This window comes from Pseudomonas sp. FA117, assembly GCF_057370475.1.
In genome coordinates this window covers 3402756-3415287 of sequence record NZ_CM170675.1, presented here as the reverse complement: position 1 = coordinate 3415287, position 12532 = coordinate 3402756, and the positions used below count along the sequence as shown (strand labels likewise).

Below are 12532 nucleotides of genomic sequence, written 5' to 3'. Positions count from 1 at the left end.
TGAAGCCTGCACCAACCAGTGGGAGCGGGCTTGCCCGCGAAAAGGCCACCTCCGATACCCCTGTCTCAACCTGAAACAACCTGTCGCGAATTGGGACGTTCCAACCCGTAGCAACGCCTTGTGGCAGACCGCCCAAAGCAGCTCAAGTCCCTGAAACAACGCCACTTTCAAACTCCTGGCACACTTCCTGTATTGCCTCTGTCACATGCACCGGCGGTATCCAAGCGTGCGATAACGATAAGAACGACACCGTGGAGGTCTGACCTTGAAGACGACTCGACTCCGGCGGCAGGCGGGCACACTGGCGCTGGTCGCCACCGCCTTGCTGAGCGCCCAGGCCCTGGCGGCCGAGCAGGGCCCGGCGATTTTGCAGAACAAGTGCATGGGCTGCCATATCCCCGAGGGCAACGATGCCTACAGTCGCATCAGTCACCAGCGCAAGACCCCCGAGGGCTGGCTGATGAGCATCGCCCGCATGCAGGTCATGCACGGGCTGCAGATCAGCGACGACGAGCGTCGCACACTGGTCAAGTACCTCGCCGACCAGCAGGGCCTGGCGCCCAGCGAAACCGACGGCGTGCGCTACGCCATGGAGCGTCGGCTCAATACCGTCGAGCACTTCGACACCCAGCTCGCCGAGACCTGTGGCCGCTGCCATTCCGGCGCTCGTGTCGCCCTGCAGCGCCGCCCGGCGCAGGAGTGGGAACACCTGGTCAACTTCCACCTTGGCCAGTGGCCGTCCCTCGAATACCAGGCCCAGGCACGCGACCGCGACTGGCTGGAGATTGCCCTGAAACAGGTGGTGCCGGACCTGGCCAGGCGCTTCCCGCTGGAAAGTCCTGCCTGGAGCGCGTGGCAGAAAGCCAAGCCCAAGGCTGACGCGTTGTCGGGGCAGTGGGCGTTCAGTGGTCATATGCTCGCCAAAGGCGATGTCCGGGGCGTGATGACGGTCAGCGCTGAACAGGGCGACAGCTTCAAGGTCGAGGTCAAGGGTCAGTACGCCGACGGAACGCCGTTCAATGGCAGCGGTTCGGCGATCCTCTACAACGGCTATGAATGGCGCGGCAACGTAAAGATCGGCGACAGCAACCTGCGCCAGGTCTTCGCTGCGCTCGACGGCCAGATGCAAGGGCGCATGTTCGAGGCCGAACACGACGAGCGCGGTCTGGACTTCACGGCGGCGAAGCAGGGCAAGGCCCGCCTGCTGGCCGTGCAGCCGGCCTACATCAAGGCGGGCAGCGAGCGCGAGATCACCCTGGTCGGCACCGACCTGGCGGGCACGCCGCAGTTGGGCGCCGGGGTCGAGGTGACCGAGGTGCTCGAGCAGACCCCGACCCTGGTCCGGGTCAAGGCCCGCGCTGGCGCCGATGCCGCGCCGGGGCAGCGCGAGGTCACGCTGGGTACGCTCAAGGGCCTGAGCCTCGCGGTCTACGACAAGGTCGAGGAGGTCAAGGTGGTGCCGGCCTTCTCCATCGCCCGGATCGGCGAGAACGGGGCTTCGGTGCCCAAGGTCCAGGGGCGCTTCGAGGCCGAGGCCTGGGGCAAGGATGCCAGCGGCCAGCCGCTGCGCATCGGCTATCTGCCGGCGAACTGGAAGGTCGAGCCGTTCAACGAGCGTGCGGTCGAGGACGAAGACCTCAAGTTTGCCGGCAAGATGCAGGCCGATGGCGTCTTCGTGCCGGGCGGTGCCGGGCCGAACCCGGCGCGCAAGATGATGACCAACAACGCCGGCAACCTGAAGGTCATCGCCACGCTGGCCGACGGCGGCCAGACCGGCGAAGGCCACCTGATCGTCACCGTTCAGCGCTGGAACAATCCGCCGCTGCCGTAGGGGCAGCCGGTCAGGGTATTCCAACGAATCGATTATCGGGAGATCGCCATGGGCGCATTACTGAACCTGGTCGAACGCAACCTGCATGAAGTGCAGGTCGATGCCGACCGCATGCTGTTCCACATTCCCAGCAGTTCGCTGTTCACCGCCGACGCGGTGACCGGCGGCATCATCGACGCCCTGCGCCAACAGGGCTGCTCGGCCGAGCAGTTGATGCAGCGCCTGGGCCGGCAATTCGCCGGGGAGGATATCCAGGACACCCTGCGCGAGCTGATCGCGCTGGAACTGGTCAGCGACGGCTCGCCGCTGACCCCGGAAATCGCCCTCAGGCAGGTCGAGCGCACGGCGCTCAATACCGTGGTGCTCAACGTCAACACCGGCTGCAACCTCAGTTGCACCTACTGCTACAAGGAAGACCTCGACAAGCCTTCGGCGGGGCGCAAGATGAGCATCGACACCGCCGAGGCGTCGGTGGAGATGCTGCTCAGGGAATCGCCTGACGAGACGCGTTACAGCGTGGTGTTCTTCGGCGGCGAGCCGCTGTCCAACCGGCCCTTGATCGAGCACATGGTCGCGTACTGCGAGCGGCGCTTCGCCGAGGCCGGCAAGCAGGTCGAGTTCATCATGACCACCAACGCGACGCTGCTCACCGAAGAGATAGTCGACTGGCTCAACGCCCACCGCTTCGGCCTGTCGGTGAGCATCGACGGGCCCAAGACCGTGCACGACCGCAACCGCATCACCGTGGGCGGACAGGGCACCTACGATGTGGTGCGGCGCAAGGCCGTCATGCTGCTGTCACGCTACGACAGCCGCCCGGTCGGCGCGCGGGTGACCCTCACCCGGGGCATCACCGATGTCGAGACCATCTGGAACCATCTGTTCAACGAGCTGGGCTTTGCCGAGGTGGGCTTCGCGCCGGTGACCTCCGGCGACATGGCCGACTTCAACCTCACCGGCGAGGAACTGGTGCAGGTGTTCGCCAACATGAAGGCGCTGGGGCGCCAGTACCTGGCGGCCGCGCTGGAGCATCGCAACATCGGCTTCTCCAACCTGCACCAACTGATCACCGATATCCATGAAGGGCACAAGAAGGCCCTGCCGTGCGGTGCGGGCCTGAAGATGCTGGCGGTCGACCATGAGGGCGAGCTGAACCTCTGCCACCGCTTCACCGGCTCCAGCCTGCCGACCTTCGGCAACGTGCACACGGCGGTCAAGCAGGTCGAGCTCAACGGTTTCCTGTCCCAGCGCCTGGACCGCAGTGGCACTGGCTGTGACAGCTGCCGCATCCGCAACCTGTGCTCCGGTGGTTGCTATCACGAGAGCTACGCGCGTTATGGCGATCCGCAGCACCCGACCTACCACTACTGCGAACTGATGCGCGACTGGGTCGACTTCGGCATCGAGGTCTACAGCCGCATCATGGCCGCCAACCCGGCGTTCATCGACCGCTACATCACTCCACGCAAGGCACACTGACATGAAGCACTTGAAGCCCCTGAACAACAAGGCGCGCATTCTTGAACAGGCTGCCGCCGAAGACCGCGTGGAAGAAGTCATGGCCATGAGCGCGGTGGCCGGCTGCACTGCCACCACCGACCCGGGCTGGGAGGTGGACGCCTTCGGCGGTGTCAGCTCGCTGTGCCAGCCCATGGAGGCCGACCTGTATGGCTGCTCCGACCCGTGCTGGTGGCCGGCCCAGGTGCCCGACATGATGAGCACCTACCAGGATTGGAACGCGCAGGCGAGCAACTCCCAGGACGACTGGCGCAACCTCGGCACCGTCTTCCCGAAAGACAAGTGAACGGCCCGACAAGAACGACAAGGGGACACCGCATGAAACCTGGACTCTGCGCGCAACTGGCGCTGACCGCCACCTGCGTCGCCGGGAGCATGGCCGTCCACGCTGCCGACGACAGTGTCGGCCCGGCCCTCAAGCCCGGCCATGAATACCTGATCGCCACCAACTACCCCAACAACCTGCATGTGGTCGATGTGGCCAGCGACACGCTGTTCAAGAGCTGCCGTCTGCCGGACGCCTTCGGTCCGGGCACGGCGATGATGGCGCCGGACAACCGCACCGCCTACATCCTCAACAACCACTACGCCGACATCTACGGCATCGACCTGGACAGTTGCAGAACCACCTTCCATGCCAACCTGTCGAGCGTGCCGGGCGAGGTGGGCAAGGCGATGTACTCCTTCGCCATCAGCCCCGACGGCAAGGAAGTGTACGCCACGGTCAACCCGACCCAGCGCCTGAACGACCACTACGTGGTCAAGCCGCCGCGCCTGGAAGTGTTCAGCACCGCCGATGGCGTGGGGGCCAAGCCGGTGCGCACCTTCCCCATGCCGCGCCAGGTCTACCTGATGCGCGCAGCCGACGATGGCAGCCTGTTCGTGGCCGGGCCGGATATCTACAAGATGGACGTCAAGACCGGCAAACAGGAAGTGGCGCTGCCGCTGCGTACCTGGAACCGTAAGGGCTACAGCGCTCCGGACGTGCTGTATTTCTGGCCCCACCAGAGCCCGCGCCACGAGTTCTCGATGCTGTACACCATCGCCAGGTTCAAGGATGAAAAACAGGATCCGGCAACCGCCGAGCTGCTGTACGGCTACCTGAGCGTGGACCTCAAGACCGGCAAGACCCACACCCAGGAGTTCGCCGACCTGACCGAGCTGTATTTCACCGGGCTGCGCTCGCCCAAGGATCCGAACCAGATGTATGGCGTGCTCAACCGCCTGGCGCGGTACGACATCAAGCAACGCAAGCTGGTCAAGGCGGCGAACCTGGACCATACCTACTACTGCGTGACCTTCGACAAGGCGGGCGACAAGCTCTACCTGGGCGGGACTTTCAACGACCTGGCGGTATTCGACCCCGACACCCTGGAGAAGGTGAAGAACATCAAGCTGCCCGGGGGTGACATGTCCACCACCACGCCGCAGGTGTTCGTCAGGTAATCGGTCGTCTGTGACGGCCCTATCGCGGGACAAGCCCGCTCCCACAGGTATCCACTGTAGGCAGAGGGTTAACTGTGGGAGGGGGCTTGCCCCGCGATAGGGCCCGCCTAAACAACACAATAATTATCAGGCCCTCTCTATGACCCACCCCAGTCACACCCAGGGCGACCCCGGCAAGCCCTTGCTCAACCACTGCATCGGTGACGCCTTCGACGCCACCGTCGCCCGCTTCCCCGATCGCGAGGCGTTGGTGGTCCGTCACCAGCAACTGCGCTACACCTGGCGACAACTGGCCGACGCCGTCGACCGGCACGCCCGTGCGCTGATGGCGCTCGGCTTGCAGGCGGGGGATCGCCTGGGCATCTGGGCGCCGAATTGCGCCGAGTGGTGCATCACCCAGTTCGCCAGCGCCAAGATCGGTGCGATCCTGGTCAACATCAACCCCGCCTACCGCAGCAGCGAGCTGGACTACGCCCTGGGGCAGTCCGGCTGTCGCTGGGTGATCTGCGCCGATGCCTTCAAGACCAGCGACTACCACGCCATGCTCCAGGGCCTGCTGCCGCGGCTGTCTGCCAGTCGGCCCGGTGAGCTGCACGACGAGCGCTTGCCCGAGCTGCGGGGGGTGATCAGCCTGGCGGCGCAGCCACCGACGGGTTTTCTCGCCTGGGCTGAACTGCAGGCGCGGGCCGGTGAAGTCAGCATCGATGCACTGGCGCGCCGGCAGGCCAGCCTGCGTCGGCACGAGCCGATCAATATCCAGTACACCTCCGGCACCACGGGCTTTCCCAAGGGGGCGACACTCAGCCACCACAACATCCTCAACAACGGCTACATGGTCGGCGAGAGCCTGGGGCTGACCGAGCACGACCGCCTGGTGGTGCCGGTGCCGCTCTATCACTGCTTCGGCATGGTCATGGCCAACCTGGGCTGCATGACCCACGGCAGCACGCTGATCTACCCAAGCGACGCCTTCGACCCGTTGCTCACCCTGCAGGCCGTGGCCGAGGAGCGCGCCACCGCGCTGTACGGCGTACCGACCATGTTCATCGCCGAACTGGACCATCCCCGCCGTCACGAATTCGACCTGTCGAGCCTGCGCACCGGGATCATGGCCGGCGCCACCTGTCCGATCGAGGTGATGCGCCGGGTGATCGACGAGATGCACATGGCCGAGGTGCAGATCGCCTACGGCATGACCGAAACCAGCCCGGTGTCGCTGCAGACCGGCCCGCAGGACCACCTGGAGGTGCGTGTGACCACCGTGGGCCGTACCCAGCCATGCCTGGAGAGCAAGGTCATCGATGCCGATGGCAACACCCTTGTACGCGGCGAGGTTGGCGAACTGTGTACCCGTGGCTACAGCGTCATGCTCGGCTACTGGAACAATCCCGAAGCCACTGCCGGGAGCATCGACGCCGATGGCTGGATGCACACCGGCGACCTGGCGCTGATGGACGAGCAGGGCTACGTGCGGATCGTCGGGCGCAGCAAGGACATGATCATTCGCGGCGGCGAGAACATCTATCCGCGCGAGCTCGAGGAGTTCTTCTTCACCCATCCGGCGGTGGCCGACGTGCAGGTGATCGGCGTGCCGTGCAACAAGTATGGCGAGGAGATCGTCGCCTGGGTGCGGCTGCATCCAGGGCATAGCGCCAGTGCAGATGAGTTGCGCGAGTGGGCCAGGGCGCGGATTGCGCACTTCAAGGTGCCGCGGCATTTCCGTTTCGTCGACGAGTTTCCGATGACGGTGACCGGGAAGGTGCAGAAGTTTCGGATGCGCGAGATCAGTGTCGAGGAACTGGGTGGGGTGTCAGCCGGTTGATGGGGCCGTTACGGTCAAGCTAACCACTCGGGGCTGTTGAAGTTGCCGAGCCGCTCATCGTCGGCGGCACATTCCAGCCCCTTCAGCGGTTCGCGTGACAAGGCCCGCTGCAGGCTCCGCTCACCGGCCTGCCAGGCGTGTTCCAGGCGTGGCAACAGGTGTGTCGGCAAGACACTGAACATCGGCTGCCAACAGCCCTCCTGGCGCACCATCGCAGCGCTGTCATGGCGTGCAGCCAACTCGCGCAGTGCATCGATCAGCGCCTGGTCGACCCGCGGCGAATCGCAGGCCAGCACCACCACCCAGGGGTGCCTGGCCACCTTGAGCCCGGCAATGACCCCGGCCAGTGGTCCGGGATAATCCGCCTCGGCATCGCCCACGCATTGGTCGGCATAGACGGCATAGGCCTGCTGGTTACGGTTGCAGGAAATTACCAGGTCATCGCTCAATCCCCGCACCACACGGTGCAGGTGCGCCACCAGCGGTTCGCCGCGCCAGGCCACCAGGCCCTTGTCGCGCCCGCCCATGCGCTGGCCACGGCCGCCGGCGAGAATGAGGATGGAGCAGGGGGGCAGGGCGGCAGGCATGAAAAAGGGCTCCGGACAGTCGATGCCCGGAACCCTCTCACTCAATGCCCGGCTTGTCCAGTCAGGCGTCGTCGCTCACGGCGTGGTCCGCCCTGGCTCGCCCCCTTCCCGCCAGGCGCATCACCACCACGAAGAACACCGGCACGAACACCACCGCCAGGGTGGCGCTGAGCATGCCGCCGATCACCCCGGTACCGATCGCCTGCTGGCTGGCCGAGCTGGCGCCGCTGGCGATGGCCAGGGGCACGACGCCGAGGATGAACGCCAGCGAGGTCATGACGATCGGGCGCAGACGCAGTCGCGCCGCCTGGATGGCCGCCTCGACCACATCGACGCCCTGGTCGACCTGGCTCTTGGCGAACTCGATGATCAGGATCGCGTTCTTCGCCGAGAGGCCGATCAGGGTGATCAGGCCGACCTTGAAGAACACATCGTTTGGCATCCCGCGCAGGGTGACGGCCAGCACCGCGCCAAGCACCCCCAAGGGCACTACCAGAAGCACTGCGGTGGGGATCGACCAGCTCTCGTAGAGCGCCGCCAGGCACAGGAACACCACCAGGAGCGACAGCGCCAGCAGCAGCGGGGCCTGGCTGCCGGAGAGACGTTCCTGCAGCGACAGCCCGGTCCATTCCAGGGCGCTGCCGGCTGGCAAACGGTCGACCAGGCGCTGGATTTCCGCCATCGCCTCGCCGGAGCTGTAGCCGGCCGCCGGCTCGCCCGAGATCGACACCGCCGGGTAGCCGTTGTAGCGCGTCAGCTGGACGGGGCCGGTGAGCCAGCGCGCCTGGACGAAGGCCCCCAGCGGCACCATCTTGCCGCTGCTGTTGCGCACATGGATCTTGAGCAGGTCTTCGACCTGGCTGCGCTGGTCGCCCTCGGCCTGCACCACCACGCGCTGCATGCGGCCCAGGTTGGGGAAGTCGTTGACGTAGTTCGAGCCCACTGCGGTGTCGAGCACCGCGCCGATATCGGCGAACGATACCCCCAGGGCGTTGGCCTGGCGGCGGTCGACTTCCAGCTGCACCTGCGGGCTCTCGGCCAGCGACGCTTCGCGCACGTTGGCCAGCACTTTACTCTTGCGAGCGCTTTCCAGCAGCTCGTCGCGGGCTGCCATCAGCCCGGCATGGCCCATGCCGCCACGGTCCTGCAGGCGGAACTCGAAGCCGGTGGACTCACCCAGGCCATCGACCGGAGGCGGCAGCACCGAATAGGCCACGGCGTCCTTGAGCTGGGAGAAGGCCTGGGTTGCGCGGTCGGCGATCGATTGCGCGCTGTCCTTCGCACCGCGCTCGGACCAGTCCTTGAGCGTGGTGAAGGCCAGTGCCGCGTTCTGGCCGCTGCCGGAGAAGCTGAAGCCCAGGATCAGGGTGGTGTTGCCCACACCCGGTTCGGCGGCGTTGTGCGCCTCGATCTGCGCCGCCACCTGTTCGGTGCGCATGCGCGTGGCACCCGGCGGCAGCTGGATGTCGGTGATGGTGTAGCCCTGGTCCTCGGTGGGCAGGAAGGCACTCGGCAACTGGCTGAATCCGTAGGCCAGCACCGCCACCAGCAGCCCGTACAGCAGCAGGTAGCGCCCGCTGCGCGCCAGGGCGTGGGCCACCCAGCGCTGGTAGCCGTTGCTCATGCCCTCGAAGCGCCGATTGAACCAGCCGAAGAAACCCTTGCGCGCATGCTGCTCGCCCTTGGCCAGCGGCTTGAGCAGGGTGGCGCACAGTGCCGGTGTGAGGCTCAGGGCGAGGAAGGCGGAGAACAGGATCGACACCGCCATCGACAGCGAGAACTGCTGGTAGATGACGCCGACCGAGCCTTTCATGAAGGCCATCGGCAGGAACACTGCCACCAGCACCAGGGTGATGCCGATGATCGCCCCGCTGATCTGGCCCATGGCCTTGCGGGTCGCCTCCCTGGGCGCCAGGCCTTCCTCGGCCATGATCCGCTCGACGTTCTCCACCACCACGATGGCGTCATCGACCAGGATGCCGATGGCCAGCACCATGCCGAACAGGGTCAGCACGTTGACCGAAAAGCCCAGCGCCAGCATCACTGCGAAGGTGCCCATCAGCGCCACCGGCACCACCAGGGTGGGGATCAGTGTGTAGCGGATGTTCTGCAGGAACAGGAACATCACCGCGAACACCAGCAGCATGGCTTCGAACAGGGTACTGATGACCTGCTGGATCGAGACCTTGACGAACGGCGAGGTGTCGTAGGGGATGTCGTACTTGACCCCGGCGGGGAAGTAGTGCGACAGCTCGTTCATCTTCTGTCGCACCAGGGTCGCGGTCTGCATGGCATTGGCGCCCGGTGCCAGTTGCACGCTGAAGGCGCTGGTCTGTCGGCCATCCAGGCGTGTGCCGTATTGATACTCCTGGGCGCCGACCTCGACCCGGGCGACATCACCGACGGTGACCACCGAGCCATCGGGGTTGGCACGCAGGACGATGGCGGCGAACTCCTCGGGTGTGCTCAGTTGGCCCTTGACCACCACGTTGGCGGTGATTTCCTGGGTGGGCCGTGCGGGCAGGTCGCCGATGCTGCCCGGTGCGACCTGGGCGTTCTGCGCGGCGATGGCCTCGGACACATCCTGGGGCGTGAGCTTGAAGCCGACCAGCCTGGCCGGGTCGATCCAGATGCGCATGGCGCGTTCCGACCCGTACAGCTGGGCCTTGCCGACGCCCTTGAGGCGGCGGATCTCGTTCATCACGTTGCGCGCCAGCAGGTCGCTCAGGGCAATCTCGTCGTAACTGCCGTCCTCGGAGGTGAGGGTGCCCAGCAGCAGGAAACCGGTGGACACTTTCTCCACCTGCAGGCCCTGCTGGGTGACCGGGCGCGGCAGGCGCGACTCGATCACCTTGAGGCGGTTCTGCACATCGACCTGGGCCAGGTCAGGGACGGTGCCGGGTTCGAAGGTCGCGGTGATGGTGGCGCTGCCCAGGCTGCTCTGCGACTGGAAGTACAGCAGGTTGTCGGCACCATTGAGTTCCTGCTCGATCACGCTGACCACGCTTTCGTCCATGGTCTGCGCCGAGGCACCGGGGTAGACGGCGTAGATCTCGACCTGCGGCGGGGCGACGTCCGGGTACTGGGCCACTGGCAGTTGCGGGATGGCGAGGGCGCCGGCAAGCAGGATGAACAGGGCGACCACCCAGGCGAAGATCGGGCGGTCGATGAAGAACTGCGGCATGGATCAGGCCCTCACTGGCCGTTGTGCTGAACGATGGAGTGGCCGGCGGTATCGGCATCGACCTGCACCTGGTCGCCAGGCTTGACGTGCTGCAGCCCTTCGACCACCACGCGTTCGCCAGGCGCCAGGCCTTCGCTGACGATCCAGCGGTCGCCCTGGGCGTTGCCCAGCACCACCTGGCGTTCGTCGATGCGCTGGTGGTCGTCGACCACCAGCACCTTGGGCACGCCGGCACTGTCGCGCAGGATCGCGCGCTGCGGCACGCTGATGCCCTTGGGCTGCACCGCCTGCTCCAGGCGCACGCGCACGTAGCTGCCCGGAAGCAGGTCGAGGTCGGGGTTGGGGAACTCGCTGCGCAGGGTGATCTGGTTGGTGCTCGGGTCGACACTGATGTCGGAGAACAGCAGCTTGCCCGGCAGCGGATAGGCGCTGCCGTCGTCCTGGATCAGCGTGGCACGGGCCTGGTCGCGGGCCACCTGTTGCAGCTCGCCGGCGCGCATGGCCCGGCGCAGGGCATTGAGGTCGCGGGTCGACTGGGTGACGTCGGCATGGATCGGGTCCAACTGCTGGATCAGTGCCAGGGCGGTGGTCTCGTTCTGCCCGACCAGCGCGCCCTCGGTGACCAGTGCGCGGCCGATGCGCCCGGAGATCGGCGCGGTGACCGTGGCATAGCCCAGGTTCAGCCGTGCCCGTTCCAGCGCGGCCTTGGCCTCGGCAACCTGGGCGTCGGCTTGCAGGAAGGCGGCGCGGGCGTTGTCGTACTCCTGGCGGCTGACGGCCTTGTCGTCGACCAGCTGGCGATAGCGCTGCTCCTGCAGGCGCGCCTGGTACAGGGTCGCCTCGGCGCGGGCCAGGGCGGCGCGGGCGCTGTCGTGGTCGGCCTTGAACGGTGCCGGGTCGATGAGGAACAGTACGTCGCCCTGCTTGACGTCGCTGCCCTCGCGGTACACCCGCTTGAGCACCACCCCGGCCACCCGTGCGCGCACTTCGGCGGTGCGCGGCGCGAGGATGCGCCCGCTGAGTTCGGTGCTGATGGCCAGGCTCTGCAGTTGCACGGTCTCGACCCGCACCTTGGGCGAGGGCGCCTGTGCGTCCTGCTCGGAGGTGTCGTTGCAGCCGGCCAGGACCAGGGTCAGCGCGGCGAGGATCGCCAGGGGGCGCTTGGAGCGGGAAATGAGCATACGGATCTTCCGGATCGAATCAGGCCTATGCTAAGGCAGGCGCTCGCGCGTGGGCTGTTAAGCTGTGTAGGCCGTGTGTGAAAAAGTGTAAGGCTCGTGCGGTGTGGAGCGCAGGATTCTATATCCTGCGAGCAACTGACTGCACTGGCCCCATCGCCGGGCAAGCCCGCGCTCACGGAAGTTCGCAGCCTCTGTGGGCGCGGGCTTGTCCGGCCATGGCGACGGTAATGTCTCAAGCCTATCCGTTCATGACGACCCCCATGCCGAACATCCTTCTGGTTGAAGATGACAGCGCGCTGTCCGAGCTGATTGCCAGCTACCTGCAGCGCAACGATTTCCACGTCCGGGTCATCGCCCGTGGCGACCACGTGCTCGACGAGTTCCGCCGCCAGCGCCCCGACCTGGTGGTGCTCGACCTGATGCTGCCAGGCCTGGACGGCCTGCAGGTGTGCCGCCTGCTGCGCCAGGAGTCGCAGAGCCTGCCGATCCTCATGCTGACCGCCCGCGACGACAGCCACGACCAGGTCCTGGGCCTGGAGATGGGCGCCGACGACTACGTGACCAAACCGTGCGAGCCGCGGGTACTGCTGGCCCGGGTGCGCACCCTGCTGCGTCGCAGCAGCGTCAATGAACCGCGCCTGGACAGCGAACTGATCCAGGTCGGCGGGCTGAGCATCAACCTGGCCGAGCGCAGCGTGAGCTGGCGCGGTGCCGAAGTCGAGCTGTCCAGCGGCGAGTACAACCTGCTGGTGGTGCTGGCGCGCAACGCCGGTGAAGTGCTGAGTCGCGACCGCATCCTCCAGCAGTTGCGCGGTATCGAGTTCAACGGCACCGACCGCTCGGTGGACGTGGCCATCTCCAAGCTGCGCCGCAAGTTCGACGACAACGCCGGCGAAGCGCGCAAGATCAAGACCGTGTGGGGCAAGGGCTACCTGTTCAGCCGCGTCGAGTGGGAGTACTGAC

General features: G+C 66.2%; 9 protein-coding genes. 6 read left to right on the top strand and 3 right to left on the bottom strand.

Annotated features, from left to right (window positions below; all coding sequences use genetic code 11):
• The first annotated feature begins 265 nt into the window (after positions 1-265).
• From peaA to AC1TXO_RS15745, 5 genes are all read left to right on the top strand, one after another.
• Entirely contained in the window at positions 266-1831 is a 1566-nt protein-coding gene (peaA, locus tag AC1TXO_RS15765; protein WP_486402616.1) for a quinohemoprotein amine dehydrogenase subunit alpha, read from the top strand.
• A gap of 48 nt (positions 1832-1879) precedes the next feature.
• On the top strand, positions 1880-3310 hold the full coding sequence (gene peaB, locus AC1TXO_RS15760; protein ID WP_486402615.1) for a quinohemoprotein amine dehydrogenase maturation protein: 1431 nt from the start codon (positions 1880-1882) through the stop codon (positions 3308-3310).
• A gap of 1 nt (position 3311) precedes the next feature.
• Positions 3312-3635, top strand: a complete 324-nt coding sequence (gene qhpC, locus AC1TXO_RS15755) for a quinohemoprotein amine dehydrogenase subunit gamma (RefSeq protein ID WP_054891339.1) — start codon at positions 3312-3314, stop codon at positions 3633-3635.
• A gap of 32 nt (positions 3636-3667) precedes the next feature.
• On the top strand, positions 3668-4795 hold the full coding sequence (gene peaD / locus AC1TXO_RS15750; RefSeq protein WP_486402614.1) for a quinohemoprotein amine dehydrogenase subunit beta: 1128 nt from the start codon (positions 3668-3670) through the stop codon (positions 4793-4795).
• Positions 4796-4934: 139 nt separating this feature from the next.
• Positions 4935-6617 carry an AMP-binding protein gene (locus AC1TXO_RS15745; RefSeq protein WP_486402613.1) on the top strand — a complete coding sequence of 561 codons (1683 nt, stop codon included), beginning with the start codon at positions 4935-4937 and terminating at the stop codon, positions 6615-6617.
• A 14-nt stretch (positions 6618-6631) separates the two neighbouring features.
• Here AC1TXO_RS15745 and mobA read toward each other — a convergent pair whose 3' ends face one another.
• The 3 genes from mobA to AC1TXO_RS15730 form a co-directional block, all read right to left on the bottom strand.
• The gene (mobA, locus tag AC1TXO_RS15740; RefSeq protein WP_486402612.1) at positions 6632-7204 is read right to left on the bottom strand and encodes a molybdenum cofactor guanylyltransferase MobA; all 573 of its coding nucleotides are present in this window, start codon (positions 7202-7204) and stop codon (positions 6632-6634) included.
• A gap of 61 nt (positions 7205-7265) precedes the next feature.
• Positions 7266-10388: a multidrug efflux RND transporter permease subunit gene (locus AC1TXO_RS15735; RefSeq protein ID WP_486402611.1), complete on the bottom strand. Its 3123-nt coding sequence runs from the start codon at positions 10386-10388 to the stop codon at positions 7266-7268.
• Positions 10389-10399: 11 nt separating this feature from the next.
• Entirely contained in the window at positions 10400-11569 is a 1170-nt protein-coding gene (locus AC1TXO_RS15730) for an efflux RND transporter periplasmic adaptor subunit (RefSeq protein WP_486402610.1), read from the bottom strand.
• 260 nt (positions 11570-11829) lie between these two features.
• On the opposite strand from AC1TXO_RS15730, the gene AC1TXO_RS15725 reads away from it, so the two are divergent.
• Entirely contained in the window at positions 11830-12531 is a 702-nt protein-coding gene (locus AC1TXO_RS15725; protein ID WP_486402609.1) for a response regulator, read from the top strand.
• The last annotated feature ends 1 nt before the right edge of the window (position 12532 follow it).

What these genes read in the sequence shown, in the direction of transcription:
- AC1TXO_RS15725 (WP_486402609.1), top strand. Translation starts at nt 11,830, where the DNA reads ATGCCGAACATCCTTCTGGTTGAAGATGACAGCGCGCTGTCCGAGCTG.
- peaB (WP_486402615.1), top strand. Translation starts at nt 1,880, where the DNA reads ATGGGCGCATTACTGAACCTGGTCGAACGCAACCTGCATGAAGTGCAG.
- mobA (WP_486402612.1), bottom strand. Translation starts at nt 7,204, where the DNA reads ATGCCTGCCGCCCTGCCCCCCTGCTCCATCCTCATTCTCGCCGGCGGC.
- AC1TXO_RS15735 (WP_486402611.1), bottom strand. Translation starts at nt 10,388, where the DNA reads ATGCCGCAGTTCTTCATCGACCGCCCGATCTTCGCCTGGGTGGTCGCC.
- AC1TXO_RS15745 (WP_486402613.1), top strand. Translation starts at nt 4,935, where the DNA reads ATGACCCACCCCAGTCACACCCAGGGCGACCCCGGCAAGCCCTTGCTC.
- qhpC (WP_054891339.1), top strand. Translation starts at nt 3,312, where the DNA reads ATGAAGCACTTGAAGCCCCTGAACAACAAGGCGCGCATTCTTGAACAG.
- peaD (WP_486402614.1), top strand. Translation starts at nt 3,668, where the DNA reads ATGAAACCTGGACTCTGCGCGCAACTGGCGCTGACCGCCACCTGCGTC.
- AC1TXO_RS15730 (WP_486402610.1), bottom strand. Translation starts at nt 11,569, where the DNA reads ATGCTCATTTCCCGCTCCAAGCGCCCCCTGGCGATCCTCGCCGCGCTG.